Annotated in this window: 21 protein-coding genes; 12 read left to right on the top strand and 9 right to left on the bottom strand. The window is 59.3% G+C overall.

Translation table 11 applies throughout. The features are described from left to right. Positions 1 to 22: 22 nt before the first annotated feature. From ACZ1HH_RS15765 to ACZ1HH_RS15735, 7 genes are all read left to right on the top strand, one after another. Positions 23 to 1204 (top strand): D-alanyl-D-alanine carboxypeptidase family protein, encoded by a 1182-nt coding sequence (locus ACZ1HH_RS15765; protein WP_487320507.1) that lies wholly within the window; start codon positions 23 to 25, stop codon positions 1202 to 1204. Continuing rightward, complete coding sequence (tmk, locus tag ACZ1HH_RS15760; RefSeq protein WP_472635298.1) at positions 1201 to 1845, top strand: dTMP kinase; 645 nt, start codon at positions 1201 to 1203, stop codon at positions 1843 to 1845. The genes ACZ1HH_RS15765 and tmk overlap by 4 nt, the downstream gene beginning before the upstream one ends. Next, positions 1842 to 2963, top strand: coding sequence for a DNA polymerase III subunit delta' (locus ACZ1HH_RS15755; RefSeq protein WP_472635297.1), 1122 nt, complete (start codon positions 1842 to 1844; stop codon positions 2961 to 2963). The genes tmk and ACZ1HH_RS15755 overlap by 4 nt, the downstream gene beginning before the upstream one ends. A gap of 60 nt (positions 2964 to 3023) precedes the next feature. Then, positions 3024 to 3827, top strand: coding sequence for a TatD family hydrolase (locus ACZ1HH_RS15750; RefSeq protein WP_472635296.1), 804 nt, complete (start codon positions 3024 to 3026; stop codon positions 3825 to 3827). Then, positions 3827 to 4624 (top strand): MBL fold metallo-hydrolase, encoded by a 798-nt coding sequence (locus tag ACZ1HH_RS15745; RefSeq protein WP_472635295.1) that lies wholly within the window; start codon positions 3827 to 3829, stop codon positions 4622 to 4624. Before ACZ1HH_RS15750 ends, ACZ1HH_RS15745 begins: the two co-directional genes overlap by 1 nt. Before the next feature lie 36 nt (positions 4625 to 4660). Next, positions 4661 to 5593 (top strand): AEC family transporter, encoded by a 933-nt coding sequence (locus ACZ1HH_RS15740; protein WP_472635294.1) that lies wholly within the window; start codon positions 4661 to 4663, stop codon positions 5591 to 5593. A gap of 123 nt (positions 5594 to 5716) precedes the next feature. Continuing rightward, on the top strand, positions 5717 to 6262 hold the full coding sequence (locus tag ACZ1HH_RS15735; protein WP_011537202.1) for a peroxiredoxin: 546 nt from the start codon (positions 5717 to 5719) through the stop codon (positions 6260 to 6262). A gap of 66 nt (positions 6263 to 6328) precedes the next feature. Here the strand turns inward: ACZ1HH_RS15735 and ACZ1HH_RS15730 are convergent, their stop codons facing one another. The 7 genes from ACZ1HH_RS15730 to ACZ1HH_RS15700 all read right to left on the bottom strand — a co-directional run bounded on the left by ACZ1HH_RS15730 (position 6329) and on the right by ACZ1HH_RS15700 (position 14697). Continuing rightward, the gene (locus tag ACZ1HH_RS15730) at positions 6329 to 7720 is read right to left on the bottom strand and encodes a M20 family metallopeptidase (RefSeq protein WP_487320506.1); all 1392 of its coding nucleotides are present in this window, start codon (positions 7718 to 7720) and stop codon (positions 6329 to 6331) included. After that, on the bottom strand, positions 7717 to 9282 hold the full coding sequence (locus ACZ1HH_RS15725; RefSeq protein WP_472635293.1) for a gamma-glutamyltransferase family protein: 1566 nt from the start codon (positions 9280 to 9282) through the stop codon (positions 7717 to 7719). Before ACZ1HH_RS15725 ends, ACZ1HH_RS15730 begins: the two co-directional genes overlap by 4 nt. Next, positions 9279 to 10262, bottom strand: coding sequence for an ABC transporter ATP-binding protein (locus ACZ1HH_RS15720; RefSeq protein WP_487320505.1), 984 nt, complete (start codon positions 10260 to 10262; stop codon positions 9279 to 9281). The genes ACZ1HH_RS15725 and ACZ1HH_RS15720 overlap by 4 nt, the downstream gene beginning before the upstream one ends. Beyond that, the gene (locus ACZ1HH_RS15715) at positions 10259 to 11254 is read right to left on the bottom strand and encodes an ABC transporter ATP-binding protein (RefSeq protein WP_472635291.1); all 996 of its coding nucleotides are present in this window, start codon (positions 11252 to 11254) and stop codon (positions 10259 to 10261) included. The genes ACZ1HH_RS15720 and ACZ1HH_RS15715 overlap by 4 nt, the downstream gene beginning before the upstream one ends. A 3-nt stretch (positions 11255 to 11257) precedes the next feature. Further along, positions 11258 to 12154: an ABC transporter permease gene (locus ACZ1HH_RS15710; RefSeq protein ID WP_011537207.1), complete on the bottom strand. Its 897-nt coding sequence runs from the start codon at positions 12152 to 12154 to the stop codon at positions 11258 to 11260. A 1-nt stretch (position 12155) separates the two neighbouring features. After that, a complete protein-coding gene (locus ACZ1HH_RS15705; protein WP_011537208.1) occupies positions 12156 to 13073 on the bottom strand; it encodes an ABC transporter permease in 918 nt (305 codons plus the stop codon). Positions 13074 to 13173: 100 nt separating this feature from the next. Continuing rightward, entirely contained in the window at positions 13174 to 14697 is a 1524-nt protein-coding gene (locus tag ACZ1HH_RS15700; RefSeq protein ID WP_472635290.1) for an ABC transporter substrate-binding protein, read from the bottom strand. 151 nt (positions 14698 to 14848) lie between these two features. Between ACZ1HH_RS15700 and ACZ1HH_RS15695 the strand changes: the two genes are divergently transcribed. The 5 genes from ACZ1HH_RS15695 to ACZ1HH_RS15675 all read left to right on the top strand — a co-directional run bounded on the left by ACZ1HH_RS15695 (position 14849) and on the right by ACZ1HH_RS15675 (position 20869). Further along, positions 14849 to 15610: an IclR family transcriptional regulator gene (locus ACZ1HH_RS15695; protein ID WP_472635289.1), complete on the top strand. Its 762-nt coding sequence runs from the start codon at positions 14849 to 14851 to the stop codon at positions 15608 to 15610. 183 nt (positions 15611 to 15793) lie between these two features. Then, positions 15794 to 16981 (top strand): pyridoxal phosphate-dependent aminotransferase, encoded by a 1188-nt coding sequence (locus ACZ1HH_RS15690; protein WP_472635288.1) that lies wholly within the window; start codon positions 15794 to 15796, stop codon positions 16979 to 16981. A gap of 106 nt (positions 16982 to 17087) precedes the next feature. Continuing rightward, positions 17088 to 18371 (top strand): Vi polysaccharide biosynthesis UDP-N-acetylglucosamine C-6 dehydrogenase TviB, encoded by a 1284-nt coding sequence (gene tviB / locus ACZ1HH_RS15685; protein WP_472635287.1) that lies wholly within the window; start codon positions 17088 to 17090, stop codon positions 18369 to 18371. A 19-nt stretch (positions 18372 to 18390) separates the two neighbouring features. Beyond that, positions 18391 to 19341 carry an asparaginase gene (locus ACZ1HH_RS15680; RefSeq protein ID WP_472635286.1) on the top strand — a complete coding sequence of 317 codons (951 nt, stop codon included), beginning with the start codon at positions 18391 to 18393 and terminating at the stop codon, positions 19339 to 19341. A gap of 100 nt (positions 19342 to 19441) precedes the next feature. Beyond that, positions 19442 to 20869, top strand: coding sequence for an alanine/glycine:cation symporter family protein (locus tag ACZ1HH_RS15675; RefSeq protein WP_472635285.1), 1428 nt, complete (start codon positions 19442 to 19444; stop codon positions 20867 to 20869). A 42-nt stretch (positions 20870 to 20911) separates the two neighbouring features. Here the strand turns inward: ACZ1HH_RS15675 and ACZ1HH_RS15670 are convergent, their stop codons facing one another. Continuing rightward, the gene (locus tag ACZ1HH_RS15670) at positions 20912 to 21826 is read right to left on the bottom strand and encodes a MurR/RpiR family transcriptional regulator (RefSeq protein WP_011537215.1); all 915 of its coding nucleotides are present in this window, start codon (positions 21824 to 21826) and stop codon (positions 20912 to 20914) included. 63 nt (positions 21827 to 21889) lie between these two features. Continuing rightward, on the bottom strand, positions 21890 to 25741 hold the full coding sequence (locus ACZ1HH_RS15665; RefSeq protein WP_487320504.1) for a PEP/pyruvate-binding domain-containing protein: 3852 nt from the start codon (positions 25739 to 25741) through the stop codon (positions 21890 to 21892). Between the last annotated feature and the right edge of the window lie 51 nt (positions 25742 to 25792).

The following is a 25792-nucleotide window of genomic DNA, read 5'->3' as shown; positions in this document are numbered from 1 at the left end:
GCTCCAAGGGAGGATCTCCCCCGTGACTATTCGCTGTATTTCGTTGACCTGCATCGGTGTTCTGGCTGGGCTGTGGATTGCGAGTTCCACAACCGCGGTTCAGGCCTTTGAGACCAAAGCCCGCGCCGCCTATGTGGTGGATCAGGGGACCAATACGGTTCTCCTGAGCAAGAATGCGGATGTGCCGATGCCGCCCGCATCCATGTCCAAGTTGATGACGCTCTATGTCGCTTTCGAGGCCGTCAGGGACGGGCGACTTACCATGGATGAGCGCCTTCCAGTGAGCGAGCACGCCATGAGCTACAAGGGCTCGACGATGTTCCTCGACACCACTGACCGGGTGCGTGTCGAGGATCTGCTGCGTGGCATAATCGTGCTCTCTGGCAATGATGCCTGCGCGGTGATTGCAGAGGCGCTCAGCCCCGATGGCACCGAGGCAGGATTCGCGCGCTACATGACACGCCGCGCGCGCGAGCTTGGCATGAACGACAGCACCTTTATGAACTCGAACGGATGGCCAGATGATGGCCACCGCATGTCGGTGCGCGATCTGGCTATTCTGGCAGAGCATCTTATCGAGGATTTCCCCGAATTCTATCCGATGTTCGCTGAGCAGGTGTTTGAATTCGACAGCCGTGCGCCGTCAAATACACGCAACCGAAACCCGCTGCTGCAACTGGACATCGGGGCGGATGGGCTCAAAACCGGCCACACCCAAGAGGCCGGATATGGTCTTGTTGGCTCTGCCAAACAGGGCGACCGGAGGGTGATCTTTGTGATCTCGGGGCTGAACAGTACGCCTGAGCGCGCCGAAGAGAGCGAGGCGATCGTGAATTGGTCTTTCCGCCAGTTCACCAAGAAAACCATCGCGCGCGAGGGGATCGCCGTCGAGCAGGCCGAAGTCTGGATGGGTGACAGCCCAACCGTCGGGCTGGTGCCCGCCGAGGATCTTGAGATCCTGCTGCCGGCGCTTTCCGATGATGCAGTGAAGGCCGAAGTTGTCTATACCGGCCCCGTTACCGCGCCGATTCAGGCCGGTCAGCAGTTGGCGGAACTGGTTGTTCATCCCGAAGACCTTCCCGAAATGCGTTTGCCTCTGGTGGCGCAAGCGGATGTAGGGACCGGGGGCTTTCCGGTGAAGGTCATGACTGCGGCCCGGGTTTTGGTGCAGCGCTTTCTGAACGGTCCTGAGGACGCAACGTGACCCAAAACCAAGGCTCCGGCCTCTTTCTGACCTTCGAAGGCATCGACGGGTCGGGTAAATCGTCTCAATGCCGCCTGCTGGCGGAGCATTTGCGCGGGCTGGGCCGCGAGGTCGTGCTGACGCGTGAACCGGGCGGATCAGAGGGCGCCGAGGAAATTCGCCGTCTCGTGCTGGAGGGCGACCCGGACCGCTGGTCGGCAGAGACGGAAATCCTATTGTTCACAGCGGCGCGGCGCGACCATCTGGAGCGGACGATCCTGCCTGCGCTTTCGGCAGGCAAGGTTGTCATCTGCGACCGGTTCGCGGATTCCACCCGCATGTATCAGGGGCTTTCGCGCGGGGACCTGCGTGCCACCGTGGACGAGCTTCATGCGCTGATGATCGGGCGGGAGCCAGATGTGACGATCCTCATTGATATGGATCCCGAAACCGGTCTTGCGCGGGCCAAGGGGCGTCAGGGCACCGAAGAGCGTTTTGAGGATTTTGGCCTCGCATTACAGGAAAAAATGCGGGCGGGGTTCTTGGCGCTGGCCGATGAATTTGCTGACCGTTTCCGCATTGTGGATGGCGCCCGTGATATGGATGCGGTTGCAGCGGATGTTGTGCGCATTGTCGAGGCGGAGCTGGAACAGCGCGTATGAGCGAGGTTGATGACCTTCCCCGTGCCGATCAGGCCGAAGGCGCCCCCCATCCGCGGGAAACGGCGCATCTCTTTGGACATGCGGAGGCCGAAGCGGAGTTCCTTAGCGCTTTCTCGTCAGAGCGTCTGCATCATGCCTGGCTGATTATGGGTCCGCGCGGAGTGGGCAAGGCAACCTTGGCCTGGCGCATCGCACGCTTCCTGCTGGCAACGCCTCCGGTGGAGGATGACGGTCTCTTTGGGGCACCTCCGCCGCCACAGAGCCTTGATGTTGCTCCCGATCATCCGGTGAGCCATCGCATTCAGGCCCTGGCAGAGCCAGGATTGGCGGCAATTACCCGCAGCTACAACGATAAGGGCCGTTTGCGCGATCAGATCGTGGTCGATGACATTCGTGTTCTGAACCGGTTCTTTGGCCTGTCTTCTGCAGAGGGCGGTCGCCGTGTCGTGATTGTCGACAGCGCTGACGAAATGAACGTCAACGCGGCCAATGCATTGCTCAAGATGCTTGAAGAGCCGCCCGCCCGCACAACACTTTTGTTGATTTCGCATCAGCCTTCGCGCTTGCTGCCTACGATCCGGTCACGGTGCCGGACATTGCGTCTTGGGCCCTTGGCGCCAGATGACATGCAGACTGCGCTTGAACAGGCTGGAGCCGCACTTCCCGATGATCCGACCTATCTTGCGGCGCTCGCGGCCGGGTCGGTGGGAGCTGCAATGAGGCTGCTGTCACTGGATGGAATGAAGCTCTATGGTGAGCTCCTTGCGATCGTTGACAGCCTGCCGCGCCTTGATCGCCAGAGGGCTATGGCGCTTGCGGAAAAAGCAGCCGCGCGTGGTGGCGCAGAACGGTTTGAGCTGATGCTGACCCTTTTGGATGTGCTGCTCGTTCGGTTGGCCCGAACCGGGGCCACGGGGCTTGCGCCAACACCGGAGGCGGCCCCAAACGAAGGTGCGATCCTGACCCGGTTGTCGCCAAACCCGCAGCGGGCCCGCGCCTGGGCCGATCTTGCAGCGACAGTGACAGAGCGCACACGCCACGGTCAGGCCGTGAACCTTGACCCTGCGGCGCTCGTCCTAGATACGGTGTTCAAGATGCAGGACACCGCGTCGCGCTGAGGTTTTTGCCTGCGCGATCAGCGCTAGGACCGCGACAGCAGGAACGCGACAGAGGCAACCATGACGACCCCGCAGATTACAGATAGCCATTGCCACCTCGATTTCCCTGATTTCGAGGGAGAACTCCCCGAGGTTCTGGCGCGCGCGGCGGAGGCAGGCGTCACCCGTATGGTGACTATCTGTACCAAGCTCAAAAACGAAGCCGCCGTGCGTGCGCTCGCTGAGAAGTATGAACCAGTATTCTACGCCGCCGGAACTCATCCCATGAGCGCCGCGGACGAACCTCTGGTCTCGGTCGAGGAATTGGTAGCCCTCGCGCAGCATCCAAAATTCGTTGGCATCGGCGAGACGGGCTTGGATTACCACTACACGGTCGACAGCGCCGAGATCCAGAAACGCAGCCTCTCGGTTCACATCGAGGCGGCGCAGGAAACCGGATTGCCGCTTATTATCCACGCCCGGGCCGCGGATGACGATATGGCGCGGATCCTTCGCGAGGCACATGCCGTAAAGGAATACTCCTGCGTTATGCATTGCTTCTCGTCCTCCGCATCACTTGGACGTGCAGCGCTGGATCTTGGGTTTTATCTCTCGATGTCCGGGATCGCGGCTTTCCCCAAGAGCCAAGAGCTGCGCGATATTTTTGCCGAAGCACCCATTGATCGCGTTTTGGTGGAAACCGACAGCCCCTATCTCGCACCGCCGCCCTATCGCGGCAAACGCAATGAACCGGCCTATACCGCGCATACGGCCAAGGTCGGAGCCGAGGTCTTTGGTCTCGAATACGCCGAGTTCGCGGCCCGTACACAGGAAAACTTTGACCGGCTGTTCTGGAAGGCCGCGCAATATGAGGCCGCTACCTGATGCCAACCCTGCGCTGCACGATCCTTGGTTGCGGGTCCTCCGGCGGTGTGCCGCGTCTTGGCGGCCATTGGGGCGATTGCGACCCCAAGAACCCCAAGAACACCCGCCGCCGCTGCTCCATGCTGGTGGAGCAAGACGGTCCGGATGGCACCACAACGGTGTTGATCGACACCAGTCCCGACATGCGCAATCAGCTGTTGGATGCCGGAGTCGGGCGGCTGGATGCGGTGGTTTACACGCATCCCCATGCGGACCACGTCCATGGGATCGACGATTTGCGCATGGTTGTCTTCAACATGCGCGAACGTATCCCCGTCTATGCTGATGCGCCGACCAAAGCCGATCTCCTTGATCGTTTTGGTTATGCGTTTATCCAGCCTGAAGGGTCGAGCTACCCACCCATTCTGGAGATGCGTGATATCGAGGGCGCCTTTACGATTTCAGGCGCTGGTGGCAGCATCCCGTTCCTGCCGTTTCTGGTCGAACACGGCGCAATCGATGCGCTTGGGTTCCGGATCGGGGACCTCGCCTATCTGCCGGATGTCGCCAAGATTCCCGAGCCTGTGGTGCCGGTGCTCGAAGGACTGGAATGCTGGATCATCGACGCATTGCGACGTACGCCGCATCCAACGCATTTCTCATATCAGGATGCTTTGTCGTGGATTGATCGCATGCAGCCTGCGCGCGCAGTTCTGACGAATATGCATATTGATCTGGATTATGACACGGTCGAGGCCGAAACCCCCGATCACATCACGCCCGCCTTTGATGGGATGGTGATCCATAGCGATTATTAAACGACAGACTTTTTCGAGAACCGGGACGACACGCAGATGATTTTCAATCTTATCAATGTCGTCCTGCCTGTCTTTGTGGTCGTCGGCATCGGGTATGGGCTCACTCTTCGCGGGGTGTTTCAGCAGGTCCAGATCGACGGATTAATGAAATTCGCCCAAGGGGTCGCGATCCCCTTTCTGCTATTTCGCGCCATGGCGGGGATCGACCTCCAATCCGGCTTTGATCCGCGCTTGCTGATCAGTTTTTACACTGGCGCGGCGATTTGTTTCTTCGCCGGGTTTATGGGTGCGCGTGTGTTTTTCAAGCGCGATTGGGAAGACTGCGTCGCCATTGGCTTTTGTTGCCTGTTTTCAAACTCTGTTCTTTTGGGGCTGCCGATCACGGAACGCGCCTTCGGTCCCGATGCGCTGATAGGGAATTACGCGATTATCGCGTTTCACTCGCCGTTCTGCTATGCGCTTGGCATCACTGCGATGGAGATTATCCGCAATCGCGGGCAGGGGGGACTGCGTACGGCCACATCCGTGTTCCGGTCAATTTTCAAGAACAACCTGATCCTCGCCATACTGGCGGGGTTTGCGGTAAATCTCTCGGGATTGAGCGTGCCCGAACCCGTCGATGATGCGCTGGCACTGGTGGCCAAGGCGGGTCTGCCCACGGCGCTTTTTGCGCTTGGTGGGATCATGGTGCAGTACCGGCCCGAAGGGGATCTGCGCACCATTGCGATGGTCTGCTGTATTGCGTTGCTTTTGCATCCGGCCATCGTCTACGCGCTCGGATCTGCATTGGATGTGCGCCAGGATCTCTTCCGCTCGGGCGTCCTGAATGCGGCCATGGCGCCGGGCGTCAATGGCTATATCTTTGCCAATATGTACGGGCGGGCCAAACGTGTTGCGGCGTCTTCGGTCTTGATTGCGACCGCCTCAAGCGTTGTGACCGTGCTCCTTTGGCTGACGTTGCTCAGTTGATCATTGAGAGGTCGGCGCGGAATGTTTGCAGGACTTTTATGAAGTTTTTTTCGCCCCCTTGCACCCCCTGCCAGATGCGGTAAGAGACGGGCTGAAATTTCACTAAGTCTCAAGGATCCTCCCATGTTTGCTGGACAAAAACTCCCCCAGGTGACCTTCCGTACCCGTGTTCGCGACGACAGCATCGAGGGCCCAAACCCGTTCCGCTGGCAGGACATGACCACTGCAGATTACTTCGCGGGCAAGCGCGTGATCCTGTTCTCGCTGCCGGGTGCGTTCACCCCGACTTGCTCGACCTACCAGCTGCCCGGTTTTGAGAACGGGTTTGAGGATTTCAAGGCTGAAGGCATCGACGAAATCTACTGCATGTCCGTCAACGACAGCTTTGTGATGAACAAATGGGCCGAAGCGCAGGGCATCAAGAACGTCAAAGTGATCCCCGACGGCTCTGGCGAGTTCACCCGTAAAGTGGGCATGCTGGTCGCCAAGGACAACCTCGGCTTTGGCATGCGTTCCTGGCGCTATGCGGCCATCATCAACGATGGGGTTGTAGAAGCGTGGTTCGAAGAGCCGGGCCGCGATGACAACCACGCAGAAGATCCGTATGGCGAATCCGCGCCTGAGAACTTGCTGAAGCACCTCAAGGAAAAAGTCTCCGAAGCGGCCTGATCCGCATTCGTCGATGAGGTGCAGAGCCCCGCAAGCTGTCTTGCGGGGCTTTTTTGTGATGTGGCGTCAGGCGAGTGGTCCGCCCTGTTCGCCAAGATCCCAGAAGACTCCGGCCATCACTCTCAACGCGTCGTGGCATACAGATTTCAATACGTGTTCGTTTGGCGCATGCTGCGAACAGCCTCTGTAGGAATGAGGCACCCAAATTGTCGGCAGCTCCAGGATGTCGGTGAAGCTGTCATTTGGCAAAGAGCCTGCAAGGTTTGGAAGCACATGCAGCGCACCAGAAGTCCTGCGGATCGACTCTGCAACGAACTGCGCCCAAGGGTGATCGGGGTCCAGACGGGTTGCGGCAAAAAAGCCTCGTTCGTGGCAGTGGATTTCGACGCTCTCGAAGCCATGCGCGTCCAAATGGCGCCGCAATGCGGGTACCACGTCCTCCGGGTCGGTGCCGACAACGTATCGCAACTGACACGTCGCGCGCGCCCAACCCGAGATCGCATTGACAGGCGCTTCTGGCACACCCGAAACCATCGCCAGAACCGTAAAGCTGTTCCAGCCAAAGACGCGCTCTGCAGGGGTCAGGTCTTCTTCGCCCCAGTCGGGGTTCACCGCTGGCCCCTGTCCTCCCGCGACGGGGAGGTCTCGAAGCGCCATGCGCACATTCTCGGTAAGACTATCCGGGCGCCATTCGGGCACTTTGATCTGGCCGCGCACATCGGTGATACAGGCCAGCGCATGTGCGAGGATCATGGCCGGGTCCGACAAAAGCCCGCCCCAATTGCCCGAATGATGCGCACCCTCATGCGTTTCAACCACAAGATCAAATGTCGTGCCCCCGCGCGAACCCATGAACATGGTTGGCACGTCGGGCTGCAGCCGGGGGCCATCAGAGGCGATGAGAACATCTGCTGTGAGCCGGTCCTTGTAGGCTCTGAACACGTCGGGCAGGCCGACTGAACCAACTTCTTCGCTCATTTCAATGACAATGCGCGTGTTGAAGCCGAGGTGGCCGCGTTCTGCAAGAACGGCTTCGAGCGCTGCGATGTTGATCAGGTGTTGACCCTTGTTGTCGGCGGTGCCGCGACCATAGAGGCGATCGCCTTCTTCGACGAGCACCCAGGGCTCTAGCCGCTCGCGCCAGCGTCCTTCTTGTCCCAGCACTGCGTCACCGTGCCCGTAGGTCAGTATGGTGGGGAGTGCCTCGCCTTCGCGCCGCTCACCAATCAGCAGCGGACCGCCGGTCGGGTCGGGATTGTCGATGATCTCGCAATCAAATCCGAGCGCACGCAGCCGCGGCAGCATCGCCTTTTCGAGATAGCGCCGACATTCCATGCGCGCCTCGGGCGCGGTGTTCTGGCTTTCGCTTCGATAGGTGACAAGATGCGCCAGATCGGACTGGAAATCTCCGGCCTCAAAATAGCGGCTGGCGCGGGAAAGAGCGGATTCGCGGCTCATGTTTGACCCTCGGTGATTGCATCGCCCCACGGCGACATGACTTCAGTGCAGCCGCTGTTCTTGCCGTCCTTGCGCATGACACCGGCAGGGCAGGCAAACGCATAGGGAGACACGGTGCGACGCGTTGGAACGGTCGGTTTTTCTGCGTTGAGCGCGCCCAGCACCTCCGGTGGGAGGGTCTCATCAGCGATGATCTGCTCGCCTCCGGACATGTCGATGCGGGGCGTGTGAAAGGCCGCTTCTATATCCATTTCGCCATCGACCACGAAAGACGCCAACTGAGAGACGGCGGAGACGATCTTGCGCCCTCCGGATGCGCCAAAAGCAAAGCGCGTGTCGACCGTCTCGCCCAGGATTGGGCAGACGTTCATCAGGCAGGCCTTGCCCGGCGCAAGCGAGTTTGGACGCCCCTGTTCGGGATCAAACCACATGATGCCGTTGTTCATCAGAAAGCCGGTTGCAGGCGACACCACGCGGCTGCCAAAGATCGACAAGAGTGTCTGGGTATGGCTGACCATATTGCCGTCGCGATCCACCACCGAAAAATGCGTGGTGCAGCCCGGGGCCTCCGGCACTTCGCCATCATCGCCCATCTTTCCAAGACGTTCCGCATAAGCGCGATCGAGGGCGCGGGCGTAGGCGACATAGGCCGACGCGGGTGTTGAGAGATCCGCCGACTCAAGCTGCTCGAGGACACGCGCGAATGTGGGGCCTGCCGTTAGCCCAGGCATCACATGAAACTGTGCGTTGCGATAGCTCACGGGGCGTGCATTCCCCATCCAGGCCCGATACCCCGCGAGGTCATCTGCCGAGAGGCAGCCGCCTTTGTCTTGGACATCGCGGGCCATCGCCTGCGCAAGATCACCTTCGTAAAACGCGCGCGGGCCGTGTTGCGCGATATGCGCAAGCGAGTCAGCCATCCGGCTTTGATCGAGGCGATTGTCGGGAACGGCAGTCCAGCCAGAGCCTTTGGGCCAGACCCCATCGTCCAGAAACAGCGCTGCCGCATCCGGGTCGCGCGCCAGATTACGTGCGGTCGAGGCAATCATCAGTGCCGCGTACCAATCCACCAGCATGCCCTCTTTGGCATGAGCGATGGCCGGCGCCAGGAGCTCTGCCCAGGACATCCTTCCCCAACGGGCGTGTGCCTGACCGATGCCATCCACGGTGCCCGGGACAGCGATCGCGGTGGCGCCTTCGACGTTGCGGTCGTCGACCACGCGTTCCCAAGGAAAGAGGTCTCCGGCCTTGCCGTCACCCGAAAGCGGATAGTTCGCAAGATCCAGCCCCTTGGGCGAGCGCATGCCAAAGTTGATCGCAACGGCCTCACCGGTGTCTGCGCGCCAGTGAACCGTTGCGCCGCCGCCCGCCGGACCGCTCATCCATGGTTCCAATACGCCTACAACAAAAGAGGTCGCCACTGCCGCATCCACCGCATCGCCCCCTGCACGCAGAACGGCTGCGCCTGCTTCGGCGGCTTGTCGATGTTGAGAGGCGACCACACCGCCTGCGGTTTCAATGACGTATTTCCGGGTAATTTGCGTTTGTGAGAGAGCGCTCATGCTGCATCCTTTCGCGGCATCGGGCTGTCAGGATCTTCATAGTGGCATTCCACACGCCCCTGCGCAGTCGCGATTGTGGGGGGAGCCTGCGTTTTGCAATGTTCTGTGGCCAGCGGACACCGTGGGTGAAAGGCGCATCCCGAAGGAGGGGCGATCGGGTTTGGATAGGCGGTTCCAAGCGCTGTTTCCGGCACACCTAGCCCCGGCTCTGGGGTTAGGACCGAGCTCAGGAGCGCGCGGGTATAGGGGTGTTTGGGCGTCTCGAATAGTTCGGCCACCGGGGCTTCTTCGACAATACGCCCGAGATACATCACCGCCACCCGCGTCGCCAGGTGTTCAACAACCGCGAGATCGTGGCTGATGAACAGATAGGTGAGGCCAAACTCGCGCCTGAGGTCGCCGAGCAGGTTCAGGATCTGGCTTTGCACGGAAACATCCAGCGCGGAGGTGGGTTCATCGCAGATGACGATTTCCGGCTTCATCACCAAGGCGCGGGCAATGGCAACGCGCTGACGCTGGCCACCAGACATTTGGCTTGGGTATGTGTTCATGACCCGTTGCGGCAGGCCGACCACATCCAGCATCTCTTTCACAGCCTTGCGCTGGCTGGTGCTGTCGCCAATCTTGTGTACGCGCAGGGGCAAAGAGATCAGATCATAGATGGATTTGCGCGGATTGAGTGAGGAGTAGGGGTCCTGAAATATGGGCTGAAGCCGACCCGCGAGGCCGCGACGATCCAGCGCGTCCATTGGCGCGCCGTCCACAAGTACCTGACCCGAGGTGGGTTTTTCTAATCCAAGCAAAAGCTTGGCGAGGGTAGATTTACCGCACCCCGACTCTCCCACGAGGCCCAGGACCTCTCCCTTGCCCAGTGAGAGTGAGACGTTATTCACCGCTGTGAGCGGCTTTCGTGCGCCGAACAGGCCCTGTTTGACGCTGTAGGTTTTAGTCACCCCATTCAGGGTCAGAACATCACTCATACCGCCTCTCCTTCATGGGATAGAGCCCCGTCTGGGTGAATGCATTTGAACTCATGGCTTGCTTCGCCTCGAAGGGGAATGTCGGCGCGGCACTCTGGACGCGCATGCGGGCAGCGGGTGCGGAAGGCGCAGCCGCTCACCTCGCCAATGAGGGACGGCACGATGCCCGGAATGGTCCCCAGAGCGGCCCCGCGCTCGGTCTTGCCGGGTTGCGGGATGCAGCGCAAAAGTCCGCGTGTGTAGGGATGGCTTGGAGTCGCAAACACCTCCGCTGCAGGGCCGGTCTCCACAAGCTCTCCCGCATACATCACGGCCACTTTGTCGGCGACGCGCGCCACCACGCCGAGATCATGGGTGATCAAGATCATGGCCATGTTCATTTCCCGCGTGAGGTCGACCAAGAGACGCAGGATCTGCGCCTGAATGGTCACATCCAGCGCGGTCGTCGGCTCATCCGCGATCAGCAGGTCCGGCTCGCACATCAGTGCCAAGGCAATCATCACCCGTTGGCGCAAACCACCGGACAACTGGTGCGGATATTGCGACAGGCGGCTCTCGGCTGCAGTGATGCCGACCTTTTCAAGCAGCTCAATGGCCCGCGCGCGAGCGGCAGACTTCCTGACCTTGCGATGCAGCAGCAGCGTTTCGGTCAGCTGATCGCCGATGGTGTAGGCCGGGTTGAGCGACGTCATCGGCTCTTGGAATATCATCGCCATGCGGTTGCCGCGCAGATCGCGCATTGCCCGGCGGTTCGCGGTTTGCAGGTCGATGTTTTCAAACCGCATCTCATCGGCGCGGCGTTTGATCGACTTGCCCAACAGCCCCATGACAGCCAGCGAGGTCAGTGACTTGCCGGAGCCGCTTTCGCCCACGATTGAGAGGGTCTCGCCGCGCTTTAAGTCAAAATCGATGCCGCGCACTGCGTGCAGCGTGCCGCTGCCGGTGGGGATGTCGAGGGTCAAGTTCTTTACGGAAAGAAGCGTATCACTCATGGGTCAGCTCCGTCCTTCGGGGGCGGTGACGTCACGCAGGCCATCGCCCATAAGATTGATTGCCAGCACAAGCAGGAACAAAACGGCGCCGGGAATGAGAACCAGCCAAGGCTCAAACAGCATCATGTTTTTGCCTTCGCTCACCATTAGACCCCACGAAGGGGTCGGCGGTTGCACGCCTAGACCAAGGAAGCTCAGTGCCGCTTCGAGCAGGATCGCATGGGCCATCTCCAGCGTGATCACCACGATCAGGTTGTTGAAGATATTTGGCATGATCTCGGTCAAGAGGATGCGCGGGGTCGAGGCTCCGATCACCTGAGCGGCGGCCACGTAGTCGCGACGGCTGACCTGCAAGGTCGACGCCCGCATCACCACGGCAAATCGGTCCCACAACAATAGGCCGAGCACGCAGACCACGACCGTCAAAGACCCGCCAAGGATTGCCACGACAGCCAGCGCCACCAGGACCACGGGCATCGCCAGGCGCACGTTTATGAGGAAGGTCACAACCGCGTCGACCTTGCCGCCGAAATACCCGGCTGCAACCCCCATGGCGGTGCCGATCACGCCAGAAATCAGCGCAGCGACTGCGCCGATCAGAAGCGAAACCCGCGCGCCGTAGATCAGGCGTGACAGGTAATCCCGCCCGAGATGGTCGGTGCCGAGGGGATGCTCCCATGTGCCGCCCAGAAAAACAGGGGGTACCATGCGGTTCATCAGGCTTTGCTCATAGGGATTATGTGGCGCCAGAACCGGGGCGAGGAGGGCGATCACGACCAAGAGGCCAACCACACAGAGGCCAAAGATTAGCCCCTTGTGACCAAGCGCGCGCGTCTTCAGCATCTGGCGCGGCGTCGGCCCTTGGATTTCTTGATAGAGAGGATCAGTTGCGTCGGTCACGTCAGGAACTCCGCATTCTTGGGTCCAGCCAGGCGTTCAGCACGTCGGCAAGGAAGGTGAAAATGATGTAGAACATAGAGAAGACGAGGATCAGAGCCTGCACCGTTGGCAGGTCGTTACGGGCAATGCTTTCCCATGCGAGGAAGCCTGCGCCATGCAGGGCAAAGACGGATTCCACAACGATGGAACCACCCAGCATAAAGCCCATCTGCACCGCAGCGAGGCTGACCACCGGAATGATTGCATTGCGCAACGCGTGTTTGAACAGGACCCGTCCCTCACCTGCGCCTTTGGCACGGGCGGTACGGATGTAGTCCGAGTTCAACACATCCAGCATACCCGCCCGCGTGAGGCGCATGATGGCTGGCATGGCGTAATAGCCGAGCACGATGGTTGGCATGATAAAGTGACGCCAAGTGGCCGCACCGGAAGGCGGCAAGAGGCCAAGTTGGATGGCAAACACCACGATGAGGATCAGGCCGAACCAGAAAGAGGGCATCGCCTGCCCTGCCACGGAAAGGAACAGAGCCACGCGGTCAATAATCGAGTTCGGGCGGATTGCGGCCGCCACACCCAGGGGCACTGCAGTCAGAAGCGCGAAGCTGATCCCGCAGACACCAAGCAGCATAGTGACCTGAAGCCGTTCAGCAATCAGACCGGCAACCGGCAATTTGAAATAATAGCTTTCACCAAAATCACCACGGATCGCTGCAAAGAGCCATTCGCCGTATTGCACCAACATGGGACGGTCAAAGCCATAGAGCCGACGTAGGGCTTCGACGTCTTCGCCACTTGCCGTCTCACCGGCTAGAGCCGCGGCAGGGTCACCGGATAGAAACAGCAGTGAAAAACTGATGAAGCTGACTGTGAAGGCGACCAGCAAAGCCAGCCCCAGTCTCTTCAGGATGAAAGGAAGCATGGGATACCTCGCGCGTCAGGCCGGTGGCCCGCGCATCTGGGGTTGTGTCGTAGAGGAGAGGAGGACGCCGAGCGAAAAGATCTCCGCTCGGCCCGCAAGATCAGTTCCAGGACATGTCCACAAAACGCAGAACTTCGTCTGCGGTGGGAGTGTAGCTCACGTCGCTGGTGAAGACATAGTTCGTGTTGTAGCTGAACATGGGTGCCCAGTAGGCCTCGCCTGTGATCTTCTGGATCGCCTTGGTGTAATACTCGATCCGCTCGTCGGGATCGGTGGAGCTGTCGGCCACATTCAACCAATCGAGCACTTCATCGTCGCGGGTGCTGTCGAGCGAGCCGTGTTTGAAGAACTGGCTAACCATCGCAGACGCGTCATTGATCGAATAGCTGCCCCAGGTTTGGAACGACAGCGGCACTTCGCCCTTCATGTTCAGGTCGCGCAGCGCTGAATACTGTAGCATCTTGAAATCGGTATCGATGCCCACGGCATTCAGGTAAGAGACGATGGCCTCTGCATACTGGCGGTCGCGATAGGCATAGAATTCTGTCGAGAACCCGTCGGGATAACCCGCCTCTGCCAGCAGCGCCTTCGCCTTTTCGGGATTGTACTCATACGTGGTCACATCCTGCACACAGCCAAACTGGCTTGGAAAGCAGGGGGTGTAGACAACTTGGCTGGAGCCCTTGAGCAGGGCATCGACCAGTTCCTGACGGTTGATCGCATAGTTCACGGCCTCGCGCACCTTGGCGTTGGTAAACGGGTTGTCCTCACCTGATCGACCGGCCGAGTCCATTTGCAGATAGCCCACACGCATCGTGGATTCATTGGCGACGGTGAACTGGCCCAGTTGCGCAAGTTTTTCGGCCTGATCCGCGGGCACCTGCCAGATCAGATCCAGAGAGCCGGAAAAGAGCTCTGCCATCTGAGTATTGACGTCTGGAATGGTGCGGATGTCGATTTTTGCGATCTCCGGCTGACCCTTGGGGCTGTCGTGATAGGTCTCGTTGGCCTCAAGCACAAAATGCTGGCCCGGAACCACTTCTGTCACCTTGTAAGGCCCGGTGCCGATGGGCTTCAGTCCCATGCCAGAGGGGCCTGCCTCGGCGTAGTACTCATTGGGATACATCGAAACTGGGCCGGAGAGGAACTCGATCGCAGCGGGAAATTTGTCCTTGAGGTGGATCCGGACGGTGTAGTCGTCGATCTTTTCTGCGGACTTCATCCAGTTCACATTGCGCTGGGTTTTGACGCCATTTTCCTCGTTGGCGACATAGTTCACGGTGTAGACGACGTCATCGGCGTTGAAGGGCTCGCCATTGTGAAAAGTAACGCCCTCACGCAGCTTGAATTCCAGCGTGGTGTCGTCGATCCATTCCCAGCTGGTTGCAAGGTTGCCGATGTATTCGTTGGTGTTGGGATCGCGGTAGATCAGGCCATCCCAGACCGCGCGCTGCATCACCACGCCTTCGCGCGATGAATTGAAATAGCTGTCGACGTTCTCGAGCTCTTTGGTGAAGGCGACGTTCAAGGTGCCTGCAGCTTTCTCTGCAAGCGCGGGCATCGCGGTGGTCGAAGCAAGCGTCAGGGCAATCAAAGCCGAACGGGGGAGAGAAAGATCAAACATGGTATTCCCTGTCTAAATAATGGAATGATTGATGTATCATTATTTGATACTTATGATTGTTATTTAACTATCATACTCAGAGGCGGCTGGTTTTAGTCAAGCCTTAGTTCCTAGCGCCCTGCACGTTCCAACTTTGAAGCGGAGTAATACGATGGAAAAAAAGCAAAATTCGCTCTTCGTTGGAACCTTGGCCAAGGGGCTGCGGTTGTTGCGGGCCTTTGACGAATCACATGTCTCGCTGTCATTGGCAGAGCTGGTCGCGCGCACGGGATTGGAAAAAAGCGCGGTGCAGCGCTTGGCGTATACGTTGCATCACGAGGGCATGCTTGAGCGCGATCCGGGCACCCGGCGCTATCGACCGAGCCACGCTTGGCTTGAGTTGGCCTATGCATATTATTGGTCGGACCCGCTGATCTCGCGGGCACTGCCAAAGTTGATCGAGTTCAGCCGTGCCTATGGCGAGATTGTAAACCTCGCGCAAATCTCCGGCGATCACATCATCTATTCCTTGCGCCTACCCAATCAGCGCACGCAGTTTGCGGCAAGTATCGTAGGGCGACGCCTGCCTGCGCTCGGCACAGCATCGGGTCGCGTCATGCTGTCTACTTGGTCCGACGCGGAGGTCGAGCATGCTCTTGAAACCTGGCCGGTCCATTCCGCGACGCCCAAAACGATCATAGATCGTGACTTGATTGCGCTGGACATCGCGCGGGCGCGGCAAGAGGGGTTCGCCATCACAAAGGCGCAGATGATGCTGAATGAAATCAGCCTCGCCGTGCCTGTGATTTCAATTGACGGGCGGGCCGATGCGGCACTGCAGGTGTCGGTTTCCAGCCTGACCTTCGACGAAGCGCGTCTCAAAGAAGAAATATTGCCTGCCCTGCTGGACACTGCCAGCGGCATTCCCGGCTAACCGGGGCCAAACGCGCAGTTTTGCTTTAATTGCTGAAGCCTACCGCCCCGAGCGCGCGGTGCGCAGGCAAGCCTGCGCGCCCGCGTGATATTGAGCGATTGTCTTTGACTAATCGCACATTTGTATAATAAGGGGTTCAGGGAAGAGATTCCGCTGGACCACATACCGCGCGAGGGCCGTATCATGAAAACCACATCCATCACCCATCGCTTGGCAGATCTCGGCGGTGCAAAGTGGGATTTACATACGGCGGCACGCGACCGTTCGGACCGTGGCGAAGACATCGTTGAGATGACAATTGGCGAACCGGATGTGGCCTTGCCTGAACCGCTTGCGCGTGCTGCGACACGCGCCATAGAGGCTGGGCGGACGCAATACTCCAACGGGCGCGGTGAAAACGGACTGAGAGATGCGCTGGCTGAGAGCTATAGCGCGCGGCGTGGACGGTGTTTCGAGCGCGACAATGTTCTGTGCTTTCCGGGGACACAAACAGCGCTCTATGCGGTGATGCAGGGTGTTGCCGAGACGGGTGACGAGGTGCTGGTGGGCGACCCGCTCTATGCCACTTACGAGGGCGTGATCCGCGCCACTGGGGCGGACATGGTGCCAGTTCCGCTCAAGGCAGAACATGGATTTCGGATGCAGGCCGATGACATTGCGCAGCGTATCACCGAACGCACCCGCGCGATTTTGCTCAATACGCCGCACAATCCGACAGGTGCGATTCTGCGCCCAGCTGAGCTCGAGGCGATTGCGGAGATTGCCCTGAAACACGACCTATGGCTGATTTCCGACGAGGTCTATGAAGATCTCGTGTTCGAGGGCAACAGCTTTACCTCGCCATTGACGCTCGAGCAGATTGCAGATCGCACGATTGCTGTGTCTTCGATTTCCAAGTCCCATGCCGCACCCGGTATGCGCAGTGGATGGGCAATCGGCCCAAGAGGCTTCATGGATGCGCTTTTGCCGGTGTCCGAGACCATGCTGTTTGGCAATCAACCCTTCATTGCGGATGTCACCGAAGAGGCCGTGCGCGCAGGTTCAACCGTAGCAGACGGCATGCGCCAACGGTTTGCAAAACGGGCGCAGTATCTCGCGGACCGGTTGGAGGCGGAGACCGTCTTGCGCGTGCATCGCCCCGAAGCGGGGATGTTTGCGCTGGTTGACGTGAGTCCGCTCGGTATGGATTGCGATGCCTTTGCTTGGGCATTGCTTGAAAACGCTGGCGTTGCCGTGATGCCTGGATCGTCTTTTGGCGCGCATCTGCAGAACTGGGTCAGGCTCGCTCTGACGGTCGAGGATGCAGCAATGACCAAAGCAGTGGACCGGATTTCAGAGTTTGCCCGCTCGGTCGCTGTTGCGGCGCAGTAGGGCGATCTACACAAACTGGCCAGTGTCGGTTGAAACCTCTCCTTGGCGCGTTTTATGAAGTGTCACTCCGGGTCTTATGGACTCGCGATTTGCAGGAGAGCCCAAAATGGCAGATGGCCAGCCGAACCAAGAACAGATCTGCGTAATTGGTCTCGGCTATGTCGGGTTGCCGCTCGCTGTGGAATTCGGACGCAGCCGCCCTGTGATCGGCTTTGACATCGACCAGAGCCGAATAGATGAGCTGCGCCTCGGCGATGATCGCACGCGTGAAATCGACAGGGGTACACTGCAGAGTGCGCAACATTTGGCGCTGACCTCCGACATCTCCGAGATTGCGGCGGCATCGATCTATATCGTGACCGTTCCAACCCCGATTGATGCGACTCGTCGCCCGGATCTGCGTCCTTTGTTGTCGGCGACGCGCACCGTTGCGCAGGTGTTGAAGCCCGGCGATACCGTCATCTATGAGTCTACGGTCTATCCCGGCGCGACCGAAGAGGACTGCGTACCTTTGCTCGAGGAGATCTCGGGGCTGGTGTTCAATGCGGATTTTGGGGTTGGCTACAGCCCCGAGCGGATCAATCCTGGCGACAAGACGAGACGCCTGCCCGATATTGTCAAAGTCACGTCCGGCTCCTCTCCCGAAACCGCGGCCAAAGTCGACAGGCTCTATGCCAGCATCGTGCGCGCGGGTACGTACCCGGCGCCGAGCATTCGCGTTGCCGAGGCCGCCAAGGTGATTGAGAACAGCCAGCGCGACATCAATATCGCCCTGATCAATGAACTTGCGAAGATCTTCAACCGGATGGAAATCGACACTGAGGCGGTTTTGAAGGCTGCAGGCACCAAGTGGAACTTTCTGAACTTCCGTCCGGGGCTCGTCGGGGGACATTGCATTGGTGTGGATCCCTATTACCTGACACATAAGGCGCAAGAAGTCGGCTACCATCCGGAAATTCTGCTCTCAGGGCGCAGGCTCAATGACGGGATGGGGGCCTATGTGGCCCAGCAGATGATCAAGGCCATGCTGCGGCGGCGCGTGCAGGTGGTCGACTCGCGTATCCTTGTGATGGGTTTGACCTTCAAGGAAAATTGCCCCGATTTGCGCAATACCCGCGTCGTTGATGTAATTGAGGCCCTGCGCGACTTTGGCGTGACGGTGGATGTCTTTGACCCCCACGCAGATCCCGAAGAGGCCTACGCGGAATACGGGCTCAGGCTTATCCAGCACCCGGAAACTGAATGTTATGACGGGATGATCCTTGCGGTGGCCCACCAGGAGTTCAAGGACATGGGCACTGAGGTGCTGCGCTCCTTTGGCAAGGCAGATGCCCTTCTTTATGATCTCAAATATGTGTTGCCCGCCGAGGATGCGGATCTGCGCCTTTAAGCGTCACCGGGAGACTTCAATGACCATTTGCGTAATCCACACCGGCGGCACCATTGGCATGGCCCCCTCGCCAGAGGGGTTCGCCCCCAAAACAGGAATCGTGGAGGCGGAGCTCGACGGTTTGCAGCGCATCGGCGCAATAGAGGCTGATTTTACGGTTGTGACGGCATCCCCTTTGATCGACAGCGCCAACGCTACCTCGGCGGATTGGAACTGGATCATGGCGCAGATCGCAGCGCATCATGACGATTGCGCGGGGTTTGTGGTGACACATGGCACCGACACACTCGCCTTTACGGCCGCTGCTTTGTCCTTTGGTCTCAAAGGGCTGCGCAAGCCGGTTGTGATCACCGGAGCGATGCTGCCACTCACCGAGGAGGGCAGCGACGGCAGCGACAACCTCCGAGACGCGTTTCTCGCGGCGGAACAGGCTGCGCCCGGCGTCTGGGTCCAATTTGCAGGTAAGTTGCTGCATGGCGCGCGGGTGCGAAAATCGCATTCGGTGGCCTTTGACGCATTCACCGCATCACCAACGGATGCAGCCCCCCTCCGGGTGGCGGAAACTCTCAGCATTTTTGAATACGGCGATGCCACCGCGCTGATTGCGGCGGTGGCTCCGGGAATGAATGCCTCGTTGATCTCTTGTGCGGTAGAACAGGCCGCGGGGATTGTACTGCGCTGTTACGGCTCTGGCACCGTGCCCGAGGGCCTGGGGCTGCGCAAAGCCATGTTGCAAGCACGAGACACCGGCGTTCCGGTCCTCGCCGTGAGCCAATGTGCCGAGGGCGGCATTTCCCTTGGTACTTATGCGGCGGGTGCAATGCTTGCGCAGACCGGAGCTATCGACGGGCGCGACATGACCGTCGAGGCGGCCTATGCCAAGCTGCTGCATGCGCTGTCGCAAAGCGCAGATCTGGCGACTCGGCGCGAGATCCTTGAAACCCGCCTATGTGGAGAATGGGCCTTGTAGATCTGGTCTTTTCCGGTCTCTTCTTCCACTTTGCGCCGTTGCATCCCCGCTAGGAGCAACGTATCCCGCCCGCGTGTTTTAATGTGAGTGGAGAAAAGCGATGCAAGCGCTTGAACAATTCTTCGGTGTGATCGGAGACCTGACCTGGGGATGGTCCCTGGTCCCGATACTGGTCATTTTCGGCAGTTTCATCACCGTCGCCACCGGGTTTGTCCAGATTGAGTTCTTTGGCCGAATGTTCCGCGTCTTGACCCGCGGTCGTACCGATACCGGTCAGATTTCCGCGCGCGAGGCGCTCTTGGTTTCTGTTGGGGGGCGCGTGGGCGGTGGCAATATCGCAGGTGTTGCGGTCGCCATTACACTGGGTGGCCCTGGGGCAGTGTTCTGGATGTGGGCGATTGCGCTGGTCGGGATGGCCACGAGCCTGGTGGAATGTTCTCTTGCGCAACTCTTCAAGCGCGCAGACCCCCTCACGGGACAATATCGCGGCGGGCCTGCGCGAGCCATCCTGCACGGTTTGGGCGAAAACTATCGCTGGCTTGCTGTGATCTATGCGATTTGCCTGATTGCGGCCTTCGCGCTTGGGTTCAACGCGTTTCAGGGCAACACGGTGGCTGGTGCGGCAGAGGCCTCCCTCGGGATCGATCGCCTGTGGACGGGTATTTTCCTGGCAATTGTCACCGGTTTCATCGTTTTTGGTGGTATTCGACGTATCGCCAAAGCGTCCGAGGTTGTGGTCCCGGTCATGGCGGTTGGGTATCTTCTGATGGCGCTGATCGTGATCCTCACCAACATCGGCGAGATCCCTCAGGTTCTAAGCAGTATTCTTGCCAATGCCTTTGGCTTTGAAGAGGCGGTCAGTGGGGGCATGGGCGCTGCACTGGCACAGGGACTGCGCCGCGGGCTCTTTTCAAACGAGGCGGGTCTCGGCTCTGCCCCCAACGTGGCAGCAACAGCTGAGGTGAACCACCCGATCAGCCAGGGGATCACGCAGGCGTTTTCTGTGTTCATTGACACGATCATCATCTGCAGCTGCACTGCTTTTGTCATCCTGCTGAGCGATGTTTACGTCCCGGGAGCCACCGATGTTGACGGCGTCGCCCTGACCCAGAGCGCAATGGTGTCGCATCTGGGCGCGTGGTCGCAGTATTTCATGACCTTTGCGATCCTGCTCTTTGCGTTCTCCTCGGTGATCTACAACTACTACCTCGGAGAGAATGCAATCTCCATCCTCACCAAGACGCCTCATGCGATGACGCTGCTGAAGCTGGTGGTCGTGGGGATCGTCTTCTTGGGTGCCGTGGCTCCAAACGCGACATCGGTCTTCTTCTTCTCGGATCCGTTGATGGGCGTGTTGGCGCTGGTGAACCTCTTGGCTCTGATGATGCTCTTTCCCATTGCGCTGCGGGTTTTGCAGGACTTTCGCAAACAGCTCAAAGCGGGGGTCGAGCGGCCCGTGCTGCGTATGGAAGATTTCCCGGATCTCGATCTCGATCCAAACGCCTGGCCCAATCGGGGCCAATCCTGAGCCATTAAATCCGACAGGTCGCCCAATTGGGCGGCCTGTTCTTTATCGTGAGGGCGTACGCGGCAGGCGCTTTGCGCTCCAATAGACGCCGCTGTCCTGACGTAGGGTCTCATACCGCGAAATTCGGGCCTGTGCATCTGCGCCGCCGGCATGGATCAGGTGCGATAGCAGGCTCTCAAGAAGAACCATCGCCCCGGACAGGCAGCCAAAATGATGTGGAGATTGCGCCGAGAAGGTGAGCTGATGGTCCGCCCGCACCCCCGGTGCAATGGTGTCGCTATCCGAAAGCAGGATCACGGTTGCTCCGGCTTCCCGTGCCATGCGGATCGCGCGGATCGTGCTTGTGGAATACGGCGCAAACGTCATCGCAAAAAGGCAGTCCTGCGGCCCAATATCGAGAAGATCGTCCGCGGCATCGCCCATGTGGCGAGGTACTAGCTCGAGCGTCGGCAGGGCCATGCGTCCAACATAGTGAAAGTAATAAGCCAAGGCATGTGTCGACCGGCTTGCGGTGACAAAACAGTGCCGCGCAGAAGTCATCGCGTCGACGATCGCTGTCGTTCGCTCTGGGGTCATCAACCGCAAGGAACGGGCGGTGATATTGAGTGCATTACGTGCCGCGCGCGCCTGAAGAGCCGATGTCTGATCACCCGCAGCCAGCTGGTCGAGCCACTCTGAGCCAAGGTCTGCCTCCCGATCCGTGACCAATGCGGCACGAAACGGCGCACGAAAATCCTCAAAGCCTTCGTAGTCGAACACCTCTGCCAGCCGAGTGAGCGTATTTGGGCTGACTCCCGCCTTGTCTGCGCTCACGCGAATTGGGTCGAGCCCAAAGTCCCCGGGGGAATCGATCACATATTTCGCCGCGGTCTTCAGCTTGGGTGGCAAAGTCTCGATGCGGGACTTGATGGTACTGAGCAGTCGGTTGGCTTGCTGTGGGTCAATCGGTTTGGTCATGGTTGCTACAGATCATATGTTCTGAGGTGAGGATACCCAAAACATATGATCTGCAGGGGCGGATCAGGCCCTCAACGCCTCGCTGCTATCAGATTCAGGTTCGATTTCACCGCGATCCGTGACCGTGATGACATCGCCATGAGAGAGCGCCTCGAGGCCCTGTGCGCCAACGAGCATCAGGATCTGCTTTTCACGGGCAACGATTGCCATGTGACTGAGCCAGCCACCGACAACGCTGATCACTGCGCCGGCCTGCAGCACTTGTGGCAGCCAAGCGGGGTTTACCATGTGACAGACGATGATGTCGCCGGGCTCGAACCCTTCAAAGGCCTCGGGCCCATAGGCGGTTTCATCGGCAATCCTGTACACGCGACCAGTGGCGCGACCGGAACCTGCAACGCAAATACCGCCAAGCGTGCCCTCGTCGAGCGTCTTGACGCCCCCGGATGAGAGCAGCTCACAGTCCCGCAAACTCAGTTGAACCGCGTTTGGTGCAAGATCCCGGCAGAGCGTATCATGATGTTTGCGCTGTTCTGCTTGTGCTCTGAGCATGTCTACCTGCGTCCAATCGGCCGTGAGGATTTCGTCCAGCGTCAGATAGAAGATCAGTGACCCCAGACCGGTGTCCTCCCCCAATGCACAGAGCGCGCGCCGCAGCTCACTCAGGACGCGCAGGGATTCATGCTTGGCCCGTTCCTTGAGGTCCTGGAAGGCGATTGCGATTTCTAGGGTTTGCCTAAGCGTTTCTGGCACGCCAGAGGGCAGTTCAGCGGGTTCCAACCCGTGATGAGAGGGATCAAGCAACGTAAACAAAAGCCCGGGCGCCTCGTAATAGCGCGGTGTCGACAATTCGTAGTCAAACATCGCCCGGTGTCCCATCAATTCAAGCGCGCGGGCCTGTGCTTCCTCTTCGGTGCCTGTGCATTGCGCCAGGAGGCTGGCTGGCGAATACTTCAATTCAGCCTGCATCAGATGGCTGCGCAGGGCAGGATCGCCTTGTGCAACGGCATTGGCCTCTTGCATGGAAAACGCGGCGAGCAAGTTGATCTTCTCCGCCTCGACATAGATCTCCGTGACAAAGTAGTCGCGCAGGACCGATATTGTTTTCAATAGCTTGTGCCGAGGGAGAGCCTCAAAACGTAGCGCCTGCCAGTCCTCGATGCGATCCAGAAGAGCCGGAAGCACCTCGCGTTCGAACCCTTCAAGTGTCGGTGTCAGTTGCTTGCGCATGCGGTTCGCTCGATTGCCGCGCAAATCCATCGAGAGCTTTTTTTTCAACGCGGTGTCGACATAGGTTTTACCAAAGAGGCGCACCAAATGCGCATCCTCGCCCTCGGGAAGGTTGTAGGGCAAGCCCAATGCCCGGCTGGCGAGATCAAGACTGCCCCCGGGGGCCCAAAGGTTGCTCATCAAGGAAAAAGACAGGGGCGTTGGGCGTGGAAGAACTTCGCTCATTTCGTCCTGCTCAAGGATGATTGCATCGGAACCCTCAGTGTGTGATCGCGCGGCAAATAGCCTGCGCCACTCTTCGGCCGTGGCCTGTTCAGAGGCACTGCCGATCGCCACGGTTGTGATGTCTCGAGATTGTAGGATGTAGAACCGACCCTCGGACCAAGCCCATTCAATGTCCTGCGGCCTCTCAAATAGAGCCTCAATGGCGCGTCCCATCTTCAAAAGCTCTGCTGGGTCAAACGGCGGGGCGTGTGTGTCTTGCGCCGCTAGACCGCTCACTCGGCCAAAGCGCGCTGTGCCAGGAGTCTTGCGACCGGACACCAGATCTTCGCCGCATCCCTCGACCCACTCCAAGAGCATCATTCCGGGGGCCTGCATATCCTGGGTGAACAGAACCCCTGCATAGGTGGCGTTGACCATTTCCTGCACGAGAATGTTGGCATGGCCCTCCTCGGCGCTGCCATAGCTGTCCGCGCGCTCCGAGGCAAAGGAAGCCAGAACAGAGCGGATCGCTGCGCAAAGCGTATCCTTATTGACGTCCAAAACAGAGTCAAAAACCCCCGCAAAGCTCTGGTCCGCGCCGTCTTCATTGCTGGCAGACGAACGGACCGCGCAGGGCCTTGGGCCGACATTGCGCCAGATAGACGCGGCCATTTGCTGTTGCTTGGGGTCATCCGCATCTTTGAACTGGTTAAGGAAGCGGTCGGTCAGGACAACGGCTTTGGGCACCGGGAATCCCGCCCGCGACATCTGCGACAAGCGCAGCGCCTTGTTGCCCGCCGTCGAGAGGGCCTCAGTCTGAGCAAGCGCATGGACACCATCGGGTAGTCGCTTGCGCAACTGTATTTTTCGGGCAAACGCGCCAGAGACATAGAGATACTGCACCAACAGCCCTGTAAGGCTCATGGCGAGGTAGAGGTTTCCGGCTGCTGATAGCCCCATCGTCAAGAGAAACAGGGCCGGGAGGCCGAGACCCAGCCATAGGAGTGCCGCGCGACGAGATTTCGCAATTGCAAACACGAGATACGCGCCCGCAAGCCCGCAGGTCAGCACTGGCGCGATCCACATGGGATCGGGAGCGCCCAGATCCGTGATCCAGAGGAAACCGCCCACAACCTCTGCCGCGGCCCGCTCGGCGGCTTGCAACCCCAGCATCATCAACGGCAGGAACAACAAGGCCGCCATATTGCGCATGGGGGTTAATCCATGTTGTGCATAAAACGCGCGGATCGCGCGCGCCTTGCGCATCGGGTCATGGGCGAGTCGCGTTTTTAGCGCCTCCAGATCCGCCTTGTGGCGACGCAGGGTGATCTGATCGCTCTCGGATTTGAGTGCGATGGGCAGCACGAGAATTCGCGAGATCGCCGCCAGTGCCAACAGGCTCAGCAGCAGATGAGACTTGGCGTGCCCCCACAGCAGAGCAGCACTGAGGCCGGCGATGGCCTTGTCCCAAAGACCACTTTCCTGTTCGGCCAGCCACTCCACCACATGCGGTTTGGGCGGCGGCGCAATGAAGTACTCCCAGGGAACAGTATATCGGCCCTCAAATGGGATCCCCGCCTGTGTCAGTTCCAGACCCAGCACCTGACCCATGAAACAACTGCGCCGATCATAACAGGCCGCAACCGTCGGAACCTTGCGCAGGCGGGAAATCCGTCGCTCGAGTTCCTCACTCGTGAGCGCCCGCAGTGGGATATTGATTGCACCGGGCAGGTGCCCAGTTTCAAAATCGCCGGGATAACGGGTGTCGACAATCTGGACGTGCTCGCCCGCCATGTAGGATTTGAATGTCTCGGTATTTATCAGGCGAGACTTGTTCGGGTATTCGGGGATCGCGCGCAGATCAGAGAGGCTCTGAACCCGACTGTCGGAGAAATCGCGCCCCTCGACGATCCATTTTTCGATACCGCCAGTGATGAAGCGACAGTCGATGCCGAGCTTCGAGAGCTCCGTGCAGGTCTCGGAGCTTCTGTTGCCATTGTGACAAAACAGGACAACGGTATCGCCCGGCGCCACGGGTGGATTTTCGCGAAAGTCCGGGAAGCGGATGTGGTCCGCGCCGGGCAGAGTGCCCATGGCGTTCTCTGCGGTCTCGCGAATATCAAAGAATTTGACGTCCCCCTTGGACAGCAGCGCGGAAGCCTCCTCGGTGGTGATGCCCTGCGCGTGGGTTTCTTGCGCGCTATAGCTGGTCTCTTTCAGCTCTTCGTCCTTGATCTCGGTGCCCGCAAATTGTGCGGGCCGGGTCAAGGTGGCTTGCAGGCGCAGCTGCTCTTCTGTCTTGTGGCTTTGCCACTGCCAGTGATTTGCAAAACCCAAAGCTACAATCAGCAAAATCAGCGCCGTCATCGTTTTGACGGGAAATTTTCTGCCACCTGAACGGGTTTTCAGACCCAAACGTGACGCGATAATCGCGCCAAAGCCTGAAATCGTTGCGACAACCACAGCGAGAATCTGTGACAAGGACGAGACCGAGCCAAGAACCAATTCTGGGGAGGGAATCGCATATGCTGC

The sequence above is a fragment of the Epibacterium sp. HA2-3 genome (genome assembly GCF_055693725.2).
The sequence above is the reverse complement of the archived record's forward strand: the minus strand, read 5'-3'. Positions and strand labels throughout refer to the sequence as shown.

What these genes read in the sequence shown, in the direction of transcription:
- ACZ1HH_RS15690 (WP_472635288.1), top strand. Translation starts at nt 15,794, where the DNA reads ATGAAAACCACATCCATCACCCATCGCTTGGCAGATCTCGGCGGTGCA.
- ACZ1HH_RS15700 (WP_472635290.1), bottom strand. Translation starts at nt 14,697, where the DNA reads ATGTTTGATCTTTCTCTCCCCCGTTCGGCTTTGATTGCCCTGACGCTT.
- ACZ1HH_RS15750 (WP_472635296.1), top strand. Translation starts at nt 3,024, where the DNA reads ATGACGACCCCGCAGATTACAGATAGCCATTGCCACCTCGATTTCCCT.
- ACZ1HH_RS15740 (WP_472635294.1), top strand. Translation starts at nt 4,661, where the DNA reads ATGATTTTCAATCTTATCAATGTCGTCCTGCCTGTCTTTGTGGTCGTC.
- ACZ1HH_RS15680 (WP_472635286.1), top strand. Translation starts at nt 18,391, where the DNA reads ATGACCATTTGCGTAATCCACACCGGCGGCACCATTGGCATGGCCCCC.
- ACZ1HH_RS15725 (WP_472635293.1), bottom strand. Translation starts at nt 9,282, where the DNA reads ATGAGCGCTCTCTCACAAACGCAAATTACCCGGAAATACGTCATTGAA.
- ACZ1HH_RS15705 (WP_011537208.1), bottom strand. Translation starts at nt 13,073, where the DNA reads ATGCTTCCTTTCATCCTGAAGAGACTGGGGCTGGCTTTGCTGGTCGCC.
- ACZ1HH_RS15730 (WP_487320506.1), bottom strand. Translation starts at nt 7,720, where the DNA reads ATGAGCCGCGAATCCGCTCTTTCCCGCGCCAGCCGCTATTTTGAGGCC.
- ACZ1HH_RS15695 (WP_472635289.1), top strand. Translation starts at nt 14,849, where the DNA reads ATGGAAAAAAAGCAAAATTCGCTCTTCGTTGGAACCTTGGCCAAGGGG.
- ACZ1HH_RS15720 (WP_487320505.1), bottom strand. Translation starts at nt 10,262, where the DNA reads ATGAGTGATGTTCTGACCCTGAATGGGGTGACTAAAACCTACAGCGTC.
- ACZ1HH_RS15755 (WP_472635297.1), top strand. Translation starts at nt 1,842, where the DNA reads ATGAGCGAGGTTGATGACCTTCCCCGTGCCGATCAGGCCGAAGGCGCC.
- ACZ1HH_RS15745 (WP_472635295.1), top strand. Translation starts at nt 3,827, where the DNA reads ATGCCAACCCTGCGCTGCACGATCCTTGGTTGCGGGTCCTCCGGCGGT.
- ACZ1HH_RS15715 (WP_472635291.1), bottom strand. Translation starts at nt 11,254, where the DNA reads ATGAGTGATACGCTTCTTTCCGTAAAGAACTTGACCCTCGACATCCCC.
- ACZ1HH_RS15670 (WP_011537215.1), bottom strand. Translation starts at nt 21,826, where the DNA reads ATGACCAAACCGATTGACCCACAGCAAGCCAACCGACTGCTCAGTACC.
- tviB (WP_472635287.1), top strand. Translation starts at nt 17,088, where the DNA reads ATGGCAGATGGCCAGCCGAACCAAGAACAGATCTGCGTAATTGGTCTC.
- ACZ1HH_RS15735 (WP_011537202.1), top strand. Translation starts at nt 5,717, where the DNA reads ATGTTTGCTGGACAAAAACTCCCCCAGGTGACCTTCCGTACCCGTGTT.
- ACZ1HH_RS15675 (WP_472635285.1), top strand. Translation starts at nt 19,442, where the DNA reads ATGCAAGCGCTTGAACAATTCTTCGGTGTGATCGGAGACCTGACCTGG.